The sequence below is a fragment of the Variovorax sp. UC122_21 genome (genome assembly GCF_044056785.1).
Lineage (GTDB): Bacteria > Pseudomonadota > Gammaproteobacteria > Burkholderiales > Burkholderiaceae_C > Variovorax.
Window position 1 is genome coordinate 4,281,323 of the sequence record NZ_CP172004.1, and the last position, 14,589, is coordinate 4,295,911.

Here is a 14,589-nt window from a genome sequence, read left to right on the forward strand (position 1 = left end):
GCCCCATCCGTTCGGGCTGAGCTCGTCGAAGCCCCGCGCGGGGCTTCGACAAGCTCAGCCTGAACGGGTCGGGGTCGGGGTCGGGGTCGGGGTCGGGGTCGGCCTCAGCCGCGCGCGGCCAGCTCGTTGATGTCGACCGGGTCGAGCACCTGCCTGGGCGCCCCGTGCCGCGCCACCGCCAGCATCGCGAGCCCCATGTTCTCGGTGGTGGTCACCAGGTGCGGCCACAGCCGCCGCGCGAGCCCGAACACCGGCGTCAGCAGCACGATGCCCGCCTTGTACAGCGGCGTCTTCGTGTTCGCGCCGTGCAGCGGCTGGATCGCACCGGGCCTGAACATGTAGGCGGCCCTGAACGGCAGCTTCAGCAGCGCGTTCTCGGTCGCCCCCTTCACGCGCGCCCACATGCTGCGGCCGCGCTCGCTGCTGTCGGTGCCCGAGCCGGTCACGTAGGCGAAGGTCATCCGCGGGTTGAGCCGCGCGAGCACGGTGGCGGCGGCCAGCGTGAGGTCGTAGGTCACGCGCCGGTACGCGTCCTCCTTCATGCCGACCGAGGACACGCCGAGGCAGAAGAAGCAGGCGTCGAAGCCCGTCAGTTGCGGCTCGACCGCCGTGTAGTCGTACATGTCGGGGAGCACGAGATCGCGCAGCTTGGCATGCTGCTGGCCGCTGGGCCGGCGGCCGACGGCCACGACCTCCGCCACGTCGGGAGCGAGCAGGCATTCGCGCAGCACGCCGAAACCGACCATGCCGGTGGCGCCGAAGACGAGGACTTTCATGGGAGGGGCGGCCCCGCGAGCCGCGTGTGTGGACGAGCCGAGTAGATCAGGCCGCCCGCGGCACTGTAAAGAGCGCGGGCTTCTTCTCGAGCACCGCCACCATCAGCTCGGCATGCAGGCTCGAGGGCTGGGGCGCCGGCAGCGCGGTCAGCATGCGCGACAACGTCTCGGCATGCGGCAGCAGCGGGCCGAGGAAGCGCGTGCCCGCGGCATCGGCCACCAGGAGGGTCGGGAAGGTCTCGACGTCGAACTCGTCGGCGATGTCGGCATGGTCCTCGATGTCGACCCAGGCGAAGCGCAGCCGGGGATGCGCGCGCGCCACCTGCTCGAACAGTGGCCGGTAGTCGCGGCAGGTGCCGCACCACTCGGCGCACAGGCACACGACCCAGGGCGCGCCGCCGGCCGGCATGGCGGAATCGGGGGTGGAAGGCAGGGCGCTCAAGGCTGGTACGTGGGCAGATAGGGAAGAAAGACCCGGGTGGTGCGCCCGGAAGGTCGTGGCTATTATGGACAAAGCCCCTCCGGGGCGCAGGAGACGCACGATGAACACCTCCACCGCCACGCCCTCCACCGCGAGCGTCGATCCGCGCCAGTTCAAGAGCTTCGCGGAGTTCTATCCCTTCTACCTGACCGAACACGCCAACCGCACGTGCCGGCGGCTGCATTTCGCGGGCTCCACGCTGTCGCTGGCCTGCCTGGTGATGCTGGTGCTGACGCTCCATCCGCTGTGGCTGCTGGCCGGGCTGCTGGTCGGCTACGGCTTCGCCTGGGCCGGGCATTTCGGCTTCGAGAAGAACAAGCCGGCCTCGTTCAAGCGGCCGCTCTACAGCTTCATGGGCGACTGGGCGATGTACCGCGACATCTGGCTGGGCCGCGTGAAGATCTGAGTTTTGCTCCTAGATCAATAGCACGTCGCCCAGCCGCAGCGAGCGCAGCGGCCCCTTCTGCCACAGGTCCTCGAGCGGCTCGGCCTTGGGCATCAGCAGCGCCTCGAGCAGCGGCTCGATCGGCGTCGACGGATCGGCCAGCAGCACGTAGCGCGGATCGCCGCCATCGCCGTCCTCGGCCAGCGGCGCGATCCAGTCGAGCGCCACCAGGGTCTCGAGCACCGGCACCAATTGCAGCGCGTCGACCCGCATCGAGGCCACCAGACGCGCCGCGCCCACGCCCTTGTCGGGCGTCGCGCGGGCCCTGGCGAGCTGCTGCAGCACCTCGAGCGCCAGCTGCATCGGCCAGCCGGCACCGCCGCCGCGCCGGGCCACGCCGGTCAGGATGCTCGGCAGGTAGGCCGCGATCACCGCGCCCAGCAGCACGATGACCCAGGCCACGTAGATCCACACCAGCAGGATCGGGAAGGTGGCGAAGGCGCCATAGAGCACCGAGTAGGTCGGCACCAGGCTCAGGTAGTAGCCCAGCACCCGCTTGGCGATCTCGATCGCCGCCGCCACGAACACGCCGCCGGCCCAGGCATGCGACCAGCGCACGTTGGTGTTGGGCACGTAGTGGTAGAGCGAGGCCATGCCGGCGGCCAGCAGCACGAACTCGAAGGCGTCGAAGAACAGCTTGACCACGCTCACCCCGACCACGTCGCGCGAGGCCGCGAACACGTAGGAAGTGGTGGACAGGCTCACCGCCAGGATCAGCGGCCCGAGCGTGATCGTGGCCCAGTAGATCAGCACCCGCTGCGCGAAGGGCCGCGGCGAGCGCACGCGCCAGACGTTGTTGAGCGTCTTGTCGATCGTGAGGATCAGCGCGATCGCGGTGATCAGCAGCACGATCAGGCCCGCGATCCCCAGGCCGCTGGCCTTGCTCGCGAACTGGTTGAGGTAGCCCAGCACCTGGCGCGCGATGTTCTCGGGGATCAGGCTCTCGATCAGCCAGCGCTGCAGGCGGCCCTGCATCTTGGCGAACATCGGGAACACGGTGAACAGCGCGAGCGCCACCGTGAAGAACGGCACCATCGCGATGGTGGTGGTGAAGGTCAGGCTGCTGGCCGTGAGGCCGAGGCGGTCCTCGCGAAAACGCTCCCCGAGCACCGCGGCGGTGTTTCGCCAGGGGAAACGGGAGAGATCCCTCCAGAGCTGACGACGATTCATGGCCGGTATCATGCCATCCGCCTTTTCCGTTTCGCCACGCGGCGCTCGCCGGGATCGCTCCCCTTTCCTCTCTTCACCGTCGCCCGCCCGTGTCCATCTCCCCGCCCCCGCCCTCCTCCGTCGCGACCACCCGCTGGCTCGCGGTCGGCAGCCTCGCCGGGCTGATCGTGCTGGGCCTGGCCTGGGAACTCTGGCTGGCACCGCTGCGCCCCGGCGGCTCACTGATGGCGCTCAAGGTGCTGCCGCTCGCGATCCCGCTGGCCGGCCTGCTGAAGAACCGCATGTACACCTACCGCTGGGTCAGCCTGATGGTCTGGCTCTATTTCACCGAGGGCGTGGTGCGCGCCTGGAGCGACACCAACGGCATCAGCCAGCTGCTCGCGCTGGCCGAGGTGCTGCTGTGCCTCGTGCTCTTCGTCGCTTGCGCCTGGCACGTCCGCCTGCGGCTGCGCCACGCCAAGGCCGCCGCCCGTCCCCTGGAGGCTTCCACCCCATGACCACTTCCGCTTCTTCCGCCGCCCTGCTCGAGCGGCTGCGCGCCATCGTCGGCGCCAACCACCTGCTCAACGAGGGCGACCTCACGGCCTACGAACAGGACTGGCGCAAGCGCTCGCGCGGCAAGGCGCTGGCCGTGGTGCGCCCGGCCGACGCACAGCAGGTGGCCGAGGTGGTCAAGGCCTGCGCCGAGGCCGGCACCGCCGTGATCCCGCAGGGCGGCAACACCGGCCTGGCGGTCGGCTCCATTCCCGACGACAGCGGCACCCAGGTGGTGCTGAGCCTGCAGCGACTCAATGCCATCCGCAACATCGACGCGGCCAACCTCACGATGACGGTGGAATCGGGCTGCATCCTGCAGACCCTGCAGGAGACCGCCGAGAAGGCCGGCTACCTGTTCCCGCTGAGCCTCGCGGCCGAGGGCAGCTGCACCATCGGCGGCAACCTCGCGACCAACGCCGGCGGCACGCAGGTCGTGCGCTACGGCAACACGCGCGAGCTCTGCCTGGGCCTGGAGGTCGTCACGCCGCAGGGCGAGATCTGGCACGGCACCAGCGGCCTGCGCAAGGACAACACCGGCTACGACCTGCGCGACCTGTTCGTCGGCAGCGAGGGCACGCTGGGCGTGATCACGGCCGCGACCATGAAGCTCTACCCGCTGCCGGCCGCGCAGCTCACGGCCTGGGCCGCCGTGCCCTCGCTCGACCACGCGGTCACGCTGCTGGGCCTGGCCCACAAGCAGCTGGGCCCGGGCCTCACGGGCTTCGAGGTGATGGGCAAGTTCGCGCTGAGCCTGGTCGACAAGCACATGCCGCAGCTGCGCGTGCCCTTCATCGGCGACGAGAACGTGCCCTACTGCGTGCTGCTCGAGAACTCCGACAGCGAATCGGAAGACCATGCGCGCGCGCGCTTCGAGGCCCTGCTCGAAACCGCCTTCGAGGACGGCTGCGTGACCGACGCGGTGGTGGCCGAGAACCTCGCGCAGGCGCACCAGCTCTGGCACATCCGCGAGAGCATCCCGCTCGCGCAGGCCGAGGAAGGCCTGAACATCAAGCACGACATCTCGATCCCCGTCTCGCGCATCCCGGCCTTCGTGGCCGAGACCGACGCGCTGCTGGCGCGCGAGATCGCCGGCGTGCGGCTGGTGAACTTCGGCCACCTGGGCGACGGCAACCTGCACTACAACGTGCAGGCGCCCGAGAACGTCGATACCAAGGCCTTCCTGAAGAACGAGGAAGACCGCATCAACACGCTGGTCTACGAGGCGGTCGAGAAGTTCGGCGGCTCGTTCTCGGCCGAGCACGGCGTGGGTTCGCTCAAGGTCGAGACGCTCGAGAAGCACAAGTCGCCGGTGGCGCTCGAGATGATGCGCGCGATCAAGCGCGGGCTCGATCCGAAGAACATCCTGAATCCGGGGCGTGTGATCCGGGTCTGAGGACTTTCTCCCTCCCCGCTGGGGGAGGGTCGGGGTGGGGGCACGACGGCCTCCGCAGCCGCACGAAGCTCCAGCGCGGGCGCTGGCCCCCCATCCCGGCCTTCCCCCAAAGGGGGAAGGAGTCAATGCCCGAAGTCCCGGGCCTCAACTCGATCGCCTGCCCATGCGGCGTGCGATCGGCCGCGTGGTCCCAGGCCTCGCGGTAGCGCGCCAGCTCGTCGTGCGAACTCGCGCCCTTGCGCGCCACCAGCGTCTCGAGCGCGGCGAGCCAGTGCCGGTAGTAGGTGTCGCCCGCATCGGGGTCGCCCGCGGCCTGCGCGGCCTGGATCTGCGCGGCCAGGGTCTCGGCCCACTCGCTCCAGCTGAACAGGCCCTTCTGGTGCAGCGCCAGCGTCATCGCGAAGGCCTGGGCCTGCCACGGCGCGCCGAAGACCGGGCCGTCGGCGTCGCGCGGCATGCCGGGGGCCAGCATCCCGTCGGGGTACCGCGTCATTCGGCCGCCTCCAGGTAGCTTTCCCAGGCATCGACCGACACCGAGAGCTGCTGCGCCCGCGAGCCCCAGAGCTCGGCCTCCTCGAACACCACCGTGTAGAGCCACTGCGGCGCCTCGCCCACGCCCTGCGCATTGCTGTCGGCGAACACGTGCGCGCCGTGCAGGCGCTCGACGGTGCCGCGCCGTCCCTGCACATAGCCCGGCAGCCGCGTGTGATGGTCGACGCGGCCCGCGCGCATGCGCACCGCCTGGCCGATCGCGAAGCGCGCGGGCGCCGCGGCCGGCCGCTCGGTGGGCGAACCCCGGGCCAGCACCGCGGCCACGTCGGCCGCATGCAGCACGCGCTTCACGGGCGCGGGCGCATGCAGCATGCGGCCCTGCGCGATCTCGTCCTCGAACAGCTGGCCGCGCTCGATCATCAGCCGCTCGAGCGCGGCGAGCCAGATCCGGTAATAGCTCAGCTGCAGGTAGTGCGGCAGGGTCTCGCGCACGGCGCGGCTCGCATCGATGTTCCACGAGCCGGTGGCGCCCATCGCGAGCACCAGCGCCAGCGCGCGCGGCTCCCAGTCGGCATGGAACAGCTCGCCCTCGGGCTCGGGCTGCACCGCGCCGAAGCCGGTACGGCCGCCGAGGTCGGCCTGGGTCTGGTAAGTCATGGCTGGCTCCCCTGCCCCGGCGCATCGGCGAGCCGGGTGCCGATCATCGAATCGCGCGACACCAGCGCCGCGAGCTCCTCCTCGCTCAGTTGCTCCGTGCCCGCGGGCCGCTGCGGAATCACGAGGTAGCGCACCTCCGCGGTCGAGTCCCAGATCCGGATGCGCGTGGTCTCGGGCAGCACCGTGCCGAAGTCCGCGAGCACGCCGCGCGGGTCGCGGACCGCGCGCGAGCGGTAGGGCGCGCTCTTGTACCAGGTGGGGGGCAGGCCCAGCACCGGCCACGGGTAGCAGCTGCACAGGGTGCAGACCACCATGTGGTGCTGTTCGTCGCTGTTGGCCACCGCCACCATGTGCTCGCCCTGGCGGCCGGTGTAGCCCAGCGAGGCGATGGCCGCGGTGGCGTCGGCCAGCAGCCAGTCGCGAAAGGCCGGGTCGACCCAGGCCTTGGCGACCACGCGCGCGCCGTTGCGCGGGCCGATGCGGGTCTGGTAGGTGTCGATCAGCGCGTCGAGCGCGGCCGGCTCGATGTAACCCTTCTCGGTGAGCACGCTCTCGAGCGCGCGCACGCGCAGGTCCATCTCGTCGAGTTCGCTGTGGTCATCGCCGTGGTCGTGGGGATGTTGGCTCATGCCCACGATGCTAAGCGCTGCGCCCTACCAGCGGTAGGTGGCCGACGCCACCGCCTTGCGCCGCTCGCCGTAGAAGCAGCCGTAGGTGCACGAGGCGATGTAGGCCTTGTCGGCCAGGTTCGTGAGGTTGAACGCGTAGCGCCAGTGGCCGGTGTCGTACGACACCATCGCGTCGAACACGGTGTACGAGGGCACGGTGCCGTTCACGTAGAGCCCGGTGGAGGCGCCCACGTAGCGCACGCCCAGCCCCGCGCGCAGGCCCGGCGCGCCGGCCGCGCCGAAGTCGTACTCGCCCCAGGCCGAGAAGGTGTTGTAGGGCACGTTGCCGCGCCGCTTGCCGACGTTGGCGGCGGTGGTGTCGGCGGTGACGCGCGCGTCGGTGTAGGCATAGGCGGCGATCAGGCTGGCCGAGCGGCCGATGCGCGTGCGCAGCTCGATCTCCAGCCCGCGCGAGCGCACCTCGCCGGTCTGCACCGAGAAGCCGGTGTCGACGGGGTCGGTCGACAGCACGTTCTGCTGCCGGAGCTGGTAGACGGCGGCGCTCAGCAGGGTGTCGCTGCCCGGCGGCTGGTAGCGCAGGCCGAGCTCGTACTGCTCGCCGCGCGTGGGCTCGAAGCGCGCGCCCATGCGGTCGACGCCGCTCTGCGGCTGGAACGACTGGCTGAAGCTCGCGAACGGCGCGAGCCCGTTGTCGGCCAGGTAGACCAGTCCCGCGCGGCCGGTGGTGGCCGAGGTCTTCTCCTTCGAGTTCGCGGTCTCGCCGTCGACCGGCACCTGGCGGTCGGTCACGCGGTCGTGCCGCGCGCCGAGCACCACCACCCAGCGCCCGGCGATCTTCATCTGGTCCTGCAGGTACAGCCCGGTGGCGTTGCCGGCCATGTCGGGGAAGTAGGTGTTCGGCACCGGCGCACCCGCCACGTAGACGTAGTTCGGCGCGTAGTAGTTGAACTGGGTCGCGATCTCGCGCGACGCGCGCCGCGTGGTGTAGGACTGGTAGGTGGTGTCCACGCCGGCCAGCAGCGTGTGCGCGACGGGGCCGGTGTCGACGCGGTACTCGAGCGAGGTGTCGGTGGTGCGCGCGCGCGAGCGGTCGCGGCGGTCGTAGGACTCGTGCGAGGTGGAGCTGGCGCCGTCGGGACTCACGCCGGAGGCGGAGGTGCTCGGGAAATCGACCTCCGAACGGAAGGCATGCGCGCTATGGCGCAGCTTCAGGCGATCGCTGAAGGCATGCTCGAAGCGGTAGCCGACGGCGGTGTTGGTGCCGGCGTAGCGGTCGCGCCCCGGCGTGCCGGTGTAGCGGCTGCTCGGCACCGGGCCGTGGATGTTCGGCAGGATCGTGATGCCGCCGGCCAGCCCGTACACGTAGTCGGTGCGGTTGCGCAGGTACTCGGCCTGCAGCGTGAGCGAGGTCGCCGCGCTCGGCTGCCAGCGGATCGCGCCCGACAGGAAGCGCCGGTCGTCGGGCACGTGGTCGATGAAGGTGTTGCTGTCGCGCACCAGGCCCGTGAGCCGGTAGCTCAGCGTGCCCTGCTCGTCGAGCTTGCCGCCGAAGTCGCCCTTGATCTGGCGGCGGTCGCGGTTGCCGAGCTCCACGCCCAGCTCGCGCAGCGGCTCGGCCGTGGGCTGCTTGGTCACGGTGTTGACCACGCCGCCGGGCGCGGCCGTGCCGTAGAGCAGCGAGGCCGCGCCCTTGAGCACCTCGGCGCGCTCGAGCCCGTAGAGCTCCTGCTGGCCGTCGTAGGCGTTGACCATGAACTTCGAGCCGTCGCGGTAGAGGCTGCCTGTGCCGGCGCCGGCCTGGAAGCCGCGGATCACGAACGAATCGGTGGTGCGGTCGGCGCCTTCCGAGCGCCTCACGCCGGCCGCGTAGTTGAAGGCGTCGACCAGGCTGGTGGGCTGCTGGGCCTCGATCTGCTCGGCCGTGACCACCGAGATCGATTGCGGCGTCTCGAGGATCGGGGTGTCGGTCTTGGTGCCGGCCGTGCTGCGGCGCGCGATGTAGCCATCGGCCGGCCCGCCGGCGGCGCCGCGCTCGGCATTCACGCGCACCTCGGCGAGCATGGCCGAGGGCGCGGGCGCCACCAGCTGCGGCGCGGTGGGCGCGGCCGGCGCGCCCGCGCGCACGGTGTAGCCGCCCGCGTCGGTCGGCAGCAGTTCGAGGCCGCTGTCGGCGAGCGCGCGGCGCAGCGCCTGCGGCGCGTCGTAGCGGCCGCGCACCGGCGCCGAGGCGCGCTGGCCGACCAGCGCGGCATCGACCGTCAGCGCCAGCCCGGCCTCGCGCGCGATGCGGTTGAGCGTGGCGCCGAGCGGGCCGGACGGCAGGTCGTAGTCGCGCAGCACGGGCGCGGCCTGCGCCTGCGCGCGGGCCACGGTCGGCAGCAGGGCCGGCGCGGCGGTGGCGAACAGCAGCGCGGCGACGAGCGGGGTCGGACGGAACGGGAAGGACGAGGACAAGACGGGACTCCAGGCAGGGGAAGGACGAGGGTTCTCTTCCTGCTTGCCGGACGAGGTTCTAAAAGTGAGAGGGGGCGGCCGAAAAAAATCCGGCGCCGCCCCGATCCAGGCTTCAGCGTGGCGCCTGCCTCGGCTCGACGCGCAGCCACCAGCGCGTGCCGCCCACGAGTTCGACCGGCAGCGCGGCGGTGAGCGCCAGCAGCGCCTTGTCGGTGTCGTCCAGCGGCAGCGTGCCGGTCACGCGCAGGCCGGCCACGCGCGGGTCGACCGCGAGATGGCCGGGCCGGTACCGCGCGAGTTCGGCCACCACCTCGGCCAGCGGCTGGTCGTCGACCACCAGCATGCCGTCCTTCCAGGCATCGGCGTCGGGGCGCGCGGGGCCGGGAGCGCCGACGCCATCGGCGTGCAGTTCCAGGCTCTGGCCCTGCTGCACGACGCGTTCGCCTTCGCAGGCCCGGGCCGGATCGGCGGCGCAGGCGGCCGGCCGGGCCGCCACCGCGGACTGCGTGACCGTGAGCCGGGTGCCGCCGCCGTCGTCGAGCCGGCGCACGACGAAGCGCGTGCCCAGCGCACGCAGGCTGCCCTCGGGCGTCAGCACGACGAAGGGACGCTGCTCGGCCGCGTCGCCATGGGCGGTCTCGATGGCGATCTCGCCCGCGCGCAGCACGATCGCGCGCCGATTGCCATCGAAGGCCAGGTCGACCGCGCTGCGGGTGTCGAGGTGCAGCACGCTGCGGTCGGGCAGCACCACGGTGAGCCGCTCGCCGGTGCCGGTGCGATAGTCGGCGCTCAGGGTGGCCAGCGGCTCGAAGCGGTTGACGGCCCCGAGCCCCAGCAGCAACGCGGCCAGCAGCCCCAGCACGCCCACCGACTGCTTCCAGCGCCGCGCGGCGCCGCGGCGCACCAGCGCCGAACGCACGGCCTCGCTGCGTGCGGGCGCCAGTTGCGCGTCGAGTTCGCCGAGCTGGGCCCAGGCACGCCGGTGGTCGGCATGGGCGTCGAGCCAGCGGCGCAGGCCCTCGGCATCGCGCGCGTCGGCCTCGCCCGAGCCCATGCGCAACTGCCAGCCGATCGCCGCGTCGAGCACGGCCGCGGACACCGGCAGCGACGCCGAGGCCTGCGCGCTCATGCCGACGCTGCCGGCAGCGCGACGCCGAAACGCAGTTCGTAGCCGCGGCGCGCGGCCGTCGCCAGGTACTGCCGCACGCGCGGCACCGACACGCCGAGCTGCGCCGCGATCTCGGCATGGGTCATGCCGTCGAGCCGGCTGTGCAGCCAGGCGGCGCGGGTCTTGGGCGTGAGGCTCGCAAGCAGCGCATCGAGCGCGCGCAGCGCCTGCACCGCCTGCAGTTGCTCCTCGGGCGAGGGATAGAGGGCCGGCGGCAGCGCCGCGAGGTCGGCGAGGTAGGCGCGCTCCAGGTCGGCGCGGCGGAAGCGGTCGATCAGCAGGCCGCGCGCCACCGTCGTCAGGTAGGCCCGCGGCTCCTTCATCTCGACCGGCGCCGCCTGCTGCGGCCGCGCGGCCAGCAGCCGCACGAAGGCATCGTGCGCGAGGTCGGCGGCATCCTCGGCGCAGCCCAGCCGGCGGCGCAGCCAGGCCTGCAGCCAGCCGTGATGGCTGCGGTAGAGCACCTGGAGGCTGTCGTCGAGGGCCGGGGCGGACACGGGTTGCGCTTGCGGAATGTTGAGAATAGTTCTCATCTTATAGTCTTGGCCTGCCCGGCCAGCCGCCGGCCCCTCATCCGAATAAGATTCGGGGCTCCAGCCCCGCCGTCCCGGGCGCGCCGTTGCCGCCGCCCTCCACCGCCATGACCCAACGCCCCATCCGCTCCCAGTACGAAGACTTCATGCGCCACGTCGACACCCACGGCGTGTACAAGAGCGACCGCACCGGCACCGGCACCAAGAGCGTGTTCGGCCACCAGATGCGCTTCGACCTCAACGAGGGCTTTCCGCTGGTCACCACGAAGAAGGTGCACGTGAAGTCCATCATCCAGGAGCTGCTGTGGTTCCTGACCGGCTCGAGCAACAACAACTGGCTCAAGGAACGCGGCGTCACCATCTGGGACGAGTGGGCGCGCGAGGACGGCGACCTGGGCCCGGTGTACGGCGTGCAGTGGCGCAGCTGGCCCACGCCCGACGGCGGCCACATCGACCAGATCGCCGAGGTCGTGAAGACGCTCAAGTCCAACCCCGATTCGCGCCGCATCATCGTGAGCGCCTGGAACGTGGCCGAGCTCTCGAAGATGGCGCTGATGCCCTGCCACGCCTTCTTCCAGTTCTACGTGGCGCCGCCGCAGAACGACGGCGAGCGCGGCCGGCTCAGCTGCCAGCTCTACCAGCGCAGCGCCGACATCCTCCTCGGCGTGCCCTTCAACATCGCGAGCTACGCGCTGCTCACGCACATGATGGCGCAGCAGTGCGACCTCGACGTCGGCGACTTCATCTGGACCGGCGGCGACTGCCACATCTACAGCAACCACGCCGAGCAGGTCGCGCTGCAACTGAGCCGCGAGCCCTACCCCTATCCCACGCTGCGCATCAAGCGCCGGCCCGACTCGATCTTCGACTACCGGTACGAGGACTTCGAGTTCGAGGACTACCGGCACCACGATCCGATCAAGGCGCCGGTGGCGGTCTGAGCCGTTCGGGGCCGGGCGGGCGCGGATGCGGTCAGAATCGGCCGGTTTCGAACCTGCTTCGCGCCCCATGAACCTCAACCTCATCTTCGCCCGCGCCGCCAACGGCGTCATCGGCGCCGGCAACACCATCCCCTGGCACCTGCCCGAGGACATGGCGCACTTCAAGGCGCGCACGCTGGGCGCGCCGGTCATCATGGGCCGCAAGACCTGGGACTCGCTGCCGCCGCGCTTCCGGCCGCTGCCGGGGCGCCGCAACATCGTGGTCACCCGCCAGGCCGGCTGGCAGGCCGAGGGCGCGCAGCGCGCGGGCAGCCTGCGCGAGGCGCTCGAGGTCTGCGAGCGGCTCGAGGCGCCCGATGTCTGGGTCATCGGCGGCGCGCAGATCTACGCCGAGGCCGAGCCCTTCGCCCGGCGCGCGCTGGTCACCGAGATCGCACGCGACTACGAGGGCGATGCCTTCGCGCCGGTGCTCGACGCCAGCGCCTGGCGCGAGACGCAGCGCGAGTCGCACGTGTCGGCCAAGGACGGCCTGGCCTTCAGCTTCGTGACGTACGAGCGCGTCACGGCCGGCGCATGACACTGGCGTTGCGCCGGCGCACGCTGCTGCTGGCCGGCGCGGCACTGGCGGCCGGCGGCCTCACGCCTGCGTTGGCGGCCGAGCCGATGGAGCCCGACGAGGAGGCGCTGTTCATGAACGGCACCGCGCGGCCCACCGACGACGGCCGGCTCGAGGTCGACATCCATGCCTGGGTCTACGAGCGCGAGCGCCGCTGGGGGCTCAATGCCGCGTTCGCGCGCTACCTCGGGCTCAACCTCAAGAAGCTCTCGCCGGCCGCGCAGCTGCGTTTCAACCAGCGCACCGCGCTGTTCCATGCCGAGTCGGAAGACGGCAAGGTGTTCGACGTGAAGTTCGACGGCAGCCCCGGGCGCAAGACCATGCCGCCCTCGGGCGCCGACGGCCGCGTCAACGTGCGGCAGGTGATCGAGGTGCCGCGGCTGCCGCCCGCGCAGCAGTGGCTCGAGTTCCACGCGGTCACCGGCCCCGGCGAGCTGCTGCACCGCTTCCGCGGCCGCGCGCTGATCGTGCCGGCGCAGGGCCTGTCGGTGATCTCGGACATCGACGACACCATCAAGCGCACCCAGGTGCGCGAGCGGCGCGAGATGCTGCTCAACACCTTCGCGCGCCGCTTCGAGCCCGCGCCCCACATGGCCGGCTGGTACCGCGCGCTCGCGCAGGCACCCGACACGCGCTTCCACTACCTGTCGGCCAGCCCGATCCAGCTCTATCCGCCGCTCGCGGAGTTCGTGCGCGAGGCCGGTTTTCCGCCCGGCAGCATGCACCTGCGCGAGAGCACGACCTGGCGCACGCTGATCCCGGGCGACGAGGATTCGCGCGCCCACAAGCTCGGCGTGATCGCGCGCCTGCTGGCCGACTTCCCGCAGCGCCGCTTCATGCTGGTCGGCGATTCGGGCGAGGCCGATCCCGAGATCTACGCCAAGGTGTTCCGCGACAACCCCGGGCGCATCGACGGCATCGTGATCCGCGACGTCACCGGCGAAGGCCGGCTGTCGGAACGCTACCGCGCCACCTTCGAGGGCATCGATCCGGTGCTGTGGCACCTCATCGCGCCCGACACGACGGCGTGGCCGATGCAGGCCCAGACCCAGGCCGCGCGTTAGAGCCTTGCGCGCGGCGCGCTCGCGCTGCGGCGCACAAGAATTCCAATGCCCGATCGTGACGGCCCTCACGGTCGATGCGTGCACGCGGCCGATAGGGCATCTCCTCCTGCCAATTGCGGTGATAGCTTCGTTGACGGTCTCCAGGAAAACTTTCGAAAAAAGTAATTCTGGATTCTTTCAATTGATTAACGCTTCATATGCAGGGAGAAATAACCATGCTCGAATTTGTCGACCCGAACGACAGCCGCGCCGTTCGCAACAAGAACAACATCCTGGGCTTCTACGACTTGGTGATCAACCAGAAGAAGGCCGAAGAGTCTGTGCACCGGTTCGTCAGCACCGCCTATGTCCAGCACAACCCCTTGATCGGCGATGGTGCGGACGCCCTGGGGAAATCTTCGGCAAGATCACCAGGGAACGCATCCTGGCACGCGTCGTGGTCCACAAGATCGTCGCCATTGGCGACCATGTGTGGGCCCACGTGAATTTCCTGAATCTCTTCAATGACGATCCGGAAGACACGGGAATCGCCGGCGTCGATATCTACAAGATGGATGCCGACGGAAAAGCGATCGAGCATTGGGACACGCTGCAGCCCGTGGGCAACCCCGGGAATTCGGCCCCCTGGCTCGCACCGGATATTCCGCGCGCCAATTCGAATGGCATGTTCTGACGGGAACGAGGCAACGAACCATGCTGGACAAGAACAAGGCACTCGTTCAACGATTCTTCGCTGCCATCGAGAGCGCCGACTTCGGCGTTTTCGACGACATCGTCGCGCTTGACTACGACGATCACCTGCCCGGGCAAGGCCGGGGACGCGAAACCCTCAAGCAGTATTTCAGGGGCCTGCATTCGGCCTTTGCCGATCTGAAGCTGCCGATCTCGGCCCTCGTCGCCGAAGGCGACAAGGTGGCGGTGCTGAATGCCGTACGCGGAACGCACCACGGCGATTTCGCGGGCCTCGCGGCCACGGGCAGGACCATCGATGCGCCGGCCTTCCAGCTCTACCGGATCGAGGACGGACGCCTCGCTGAGCATTGGGAGGTCGCGGACTTCTCGACGCTGATGCGGCAGCTCCAGGCTTGAGGATTCGGCCACGGCCGAGCCCCCTCCCTGCCCCCAAGCGACACCGCTGGAAACCAAGCGCCGCGCCACGCGCGGCGCTTTACGAAAAAGAGTGCTTCCGTACTGCCGGACTCCCACCTGACATAGGCACGACCGGCGCAGGGT

The 14,589-nt window shown here is 70.5% G+C and carries 17 protein-coding genes and 1 pseudogene; 9 read left to right on the plus strand and 9 right to left on the minus strand.

What is annotated here, in order from left to right:
* Positions 1-104: 104 nt before the first annotated feature.
* A complete protein-coding gene (locus ACHMXE_RS32845) occupies positions 105-776 on the minus strand; it encodes an NAD-dependent epimerase/dehydratase family protein (RefSeq protein ID WP_395348186.1) in 672 nt (223 codons plus the stop codon).
* Between the two features lie 46 nt (positions 777-822).
* On the minus strand, positions 823-1,218 hold the full coding sequence (locus tag ACHMXE_RS32850; protein ID WP_395348188.1) for a thioredoxin family protein: 396 nt from the start codon (positions 1,216-1,218) through the stop codon (positions 823-825).
* A 100-nt stretch (positions 1,219-1,318) separates the two neighbouring features.
* Here ACHMXE_RS32850 and ACHMXE_RS32855 point away from each other — a divergent pair, with 100 nt between their 5' ends.
* The gene (locus tag ACHMXE_RS32855) at positions 1,319-1,663 is read left to right on the plus strand and encodes an Mpo1-like protein (RefSeq protein WP_395348190.1); all 345 of its coding nucleotides are present in this window, start codon (positions 1,319-1,321) and stop codon (positions 1,661-1,663) included.
* 9 nt (positions 1,664-1,672) lie between these two features.
* On the opposite strand, the gene ACHMXE_RS32860 is transcribed toward ACHMXE_RS32855, so the two are convergent.
* Positions 1,673-2,884 (minus strand): YihY family inner membrane protein, encoded by a 1,212-nt coding sequence (locus tag ACHMXE_RS32860; protein WP_395348191.1) that lies wholly within the window; start codon positions 2,882-2,884, stop codon positions 1,673-1,675.
* A gap of 77 nt (positions 2,885-2,961) precedes the next feature.
* Here ACHMXE_RS32860 and ACHMXE_RS32865 point away from each other — a divergent pair, with 77 nt between their 5' ends.
* Positions 2,962-3,369, plus strand: a complete 408-nt coding sequence (locus tag ACHMXE_RS32865; protein WP_203205155.1) for a DUF2069 domain-containing protein — start codon at positions 2,962-2,964, stop codon at positions 3,367-3,369.
* Positions 3,366-4,802, plus strand: a complete 1,437-nt coding sequence (locus tag ACHMXE_RS32870) for an FAD-binding oxidoreductase (protein ID WP_395348194.1) — start codon at positions 3,366-3,368, stop codon at positions 4,800-4,802. The genes ACHMXE_RS32865 and ACHMXE_RS32870 overlap by 4 nt, the downstream gene beginning before the upstream one ends.
* 142 nt (positions 4,803-4,944) lie before the next feature.
* On the opposite strand, the pseudogene ACHMXE_RS32875 reads toward ACHMXE_RS32870, so the two are convergent.
* From ACHMXE_RS32875 to ACHMXE_RS32900, 6 genes and pseudogenes are all read right to left on the minus strand, one after another.
* Positions 4,945-5,295: pseudogene (locus ACHMXE_RS32875) on the minus strand (nitrile hydratase accessory protein); the annotation flags it as partial.
* Positions 5,292-5,951 (minus strand): nitrile hydratase subunit beta, encoded by a 660-nt coding sequence (gene nthB / locus ACHMXE_RS32880; protein ID WP_395348195.1) that lies wholly within the window; start codon positions 5,949-5,951, stop codon positions 5,292-5,294. The pseudogene ACHMXE_RS32875 and the gene nthB, both read right to left, overlap by 4 nt.
* Positions 5,948-6,580 carry a nitrile hydratase subunit alpha gene (gene nthA, locus ACHMXE_RS32885; protein ID WP_395348197.1) on the minus strand — a complete coding sequence of 211 codons (633 nt, stop codon included), beginning with the start codon at positions 6,578-6,580 and terminating at the stop codon, positions 5,948-5,950. The genes nthB and nthA overlap by 4 nt, the downstream gene beginning before the upstream one ends.
* Before the next feature lie 24 nt (positions 6,581-6,604).
* Positions 6,605-9,034 (minus strand): TonB-dependent siderophore receptor, encoded by a 2,430-nt coding sequence (locus ACHMXE_RS32890; RefSeq protein ID WP_395348198.1) that lies wholly within the window; start codon positions 9,032-9,034, stop codon positions 6,605-6,607.
* 112 nt (positions 9,035-9,146) lie between these two features.
* On the minus strand, positions 9,147-10,163 hold the full coding sequence (locus ACHMXE_RS32895; protein WP_395348199.1) for a FecR domain-containing protein: 1,017 nt from the start codon (positions 10,161-10,163) through the stop codon (positions 9,147-9,149).
* A complete protein-coding gene (locus ACHMXE_RS32900) occupies positions 10,160-10,699 on the minus strand; it encodes a sigma-70 family RNA polymerase sigma factor (protein ID WP_395348200.1) in 540 nt (179 codons plus the stop codon). The genes ACHMXE_RS32895 and ACHMXE_RS32900 overlap by 4 nt, the downstream gene beginning before the upstream one ends.
* 143 nt (positions 10,700-10,842) lie before the next feature.
* Between ACHMXE_RS32900 and ACHMXE_RS32905 the strand changes: the two genes are divergently transcribed.
* The 6 genes from ACHMXE_RS32905 to ACHMXE_RS32930 all read left to right on the plus strand — a co-directional run bounded on the left by ACHMXE_RS32905 (position 10,843) and on the right by ACHMXE_RS32930 (position 14,445).
* The gene (locus ACHMXE_RS32905; protein ID WP_395348201.1) at positions 10,843-11,676 is read left to right on the plus strand and encodes a thymidylate synthase; all 834 of its coding nucleotides are present in this window, start codon (positions 10,843-10,845) and stop codon (positions 11,674-11,676) included.
* Between the two features lie 67 nt (positions 11,677-11,743).
* Complete coding sequence (locus ACHMXE_RS32910) at positions 11,744-12,253, plus strand: dihydrofolate reductase (RefSeq protein ID WP_203205146.1); 510 nt, start codon at positions 11,744-11,746, stop codon at positions 12,251-12,253.
* A complete protein-coding gene (locus tag ACHMXE_RS32915; protein ID WP_395348204.1) occupies positions 12,250-13,356 on the plus strand; it encodes a phosphatidate phosphatase App1 family protein in 1,107 nt (368 codons plus the stop codon). Before ACHMXE_RS32910 ends, ACHMXE_RS32915 begins: the two co-directional genes overlap by 4 nt.
* Before the next feature lie 215 nt (positions 13,357-13,571).
* Positions 13,572-13,841, plus strand: a complete 270-nt coding sequence (locus ACHMXE_RS32920; protein WP_395348206.1) for a hypothetical protein — start codon at positions 13,572-13,574, stop codon at positions 13,839-13,841.
* Positions 13,838-14,029, plus strand: coding sequence for a hypothetical protein (locus ACHMXE_RS32925; RefSeq protein ID WP_395348207.1), 192 nt, complete (start codon positions 13,838-13,840; stop codon positions 14,027-14,029). The genes ACHMXE_RS32920 and ACHMXE_RS32925 overlap by 4 nt, the downstream gene beginning before the upstream one ends.
* 20 nt (positions 14,030-14,049) lie before the next feature.
* A complete protein-coding gene (locus ACHMXE_RS32930; RefSeq protein ID WP_395348209.1) occupies positions 14,050-14,445 on the plus strand; it encodes an ester cyclase in 396 nt (131 codons plus the stop codon).
* Positions 14,446-14,589: the final 144 nt, after the last annotated feature.

Bases quoted from the DNA above. Each gene is read 5' to 3' on its own strand.
- nthA (WP_395348197.1), bottom strand. From the start codon at position 6,580: ATGAGCCAACATCCCCACGACCACGGCGATGACCACAGCGAACTCGAC.
- ACHMXE_RS32930 (WP_395348209.1), top strand. From the start codon at position 14,050: ATGCTGGACAAGAACAAGGCACTCGTTCAACGATTCTTCGCTGCCATC.
- ACHMXE_RS32845 (WP_395348186.1), bottom strand. From the start codon at position 776: ATGAAAGTCCTCGTCTTCGGCGCCACCGGCATGGTCGGTTTCGGCGTG.
- ACHMXE_RS32905 (WP_395348201.1), top strand. From the start codon at position 10,843: ATGACCCAACGCCCCATCCGCTCCCAGTACGAAGACTTCATGCGCCAC.
- ACHMXE_RS32860 (WP_395348191.1), bottom strand. From the start codon at position 2,884: ATGATACCGGCCATGAATCGTCGTCAGCTCTGGAGGGATCTCTCCCGT.
- ACHMXE_RS32915 (WP_395348204.1), top strand. From the start codon at position 12,250: ATGACACTGGCGTTGCGCCGGCGCACGCTGCTGCTGGCCGGCGCGGCA.
- ACHMXE_RS32920 (WP_395348206.1), top strand. From the start codon at position 13,572: ATGCTCGAATTTGTCGACCCGAACGACAGCCGCGCCGTTCGCAACAAG.
- nthB (WP_395348195.1), bottom strand. From the start codon at position 5,951: ATGACTTACCAGACCCAGGCCGACCTCGGCGGCCGTACCGGCTTCGGC.
- ACHMXE_RS32910 (WP_203205146.1), top strand. From the start codon at position 11,744: ATGAACCTCAACCTCATCTTCGCCCGCGCCGCCAACGGCGTCATCGGC.
- ACHMXE_RS32855 (WP_395348190.1), top strand. From the start codon at position 1,319: ATGAACACCTCCACCGCCACGCCCTCCACCGCGAGCGTCGATCCGCGC.
- ACHMXE_RS32895 (WP_395348199.1), bottom strand. From the start codon at position 10,163: ATGAGCGCGCAGGCCTCGGCGTCGCTGCCGGTGTCCGCGGCCGTGCTC.
- ACHMXE_RS32870 (WP_395348194.1), top strand. From the start codon at position 3,366: ATGACCACTTCCGCTTCTTCCGCCGCCCTGCTCGAGCGGCTGCGCGCC.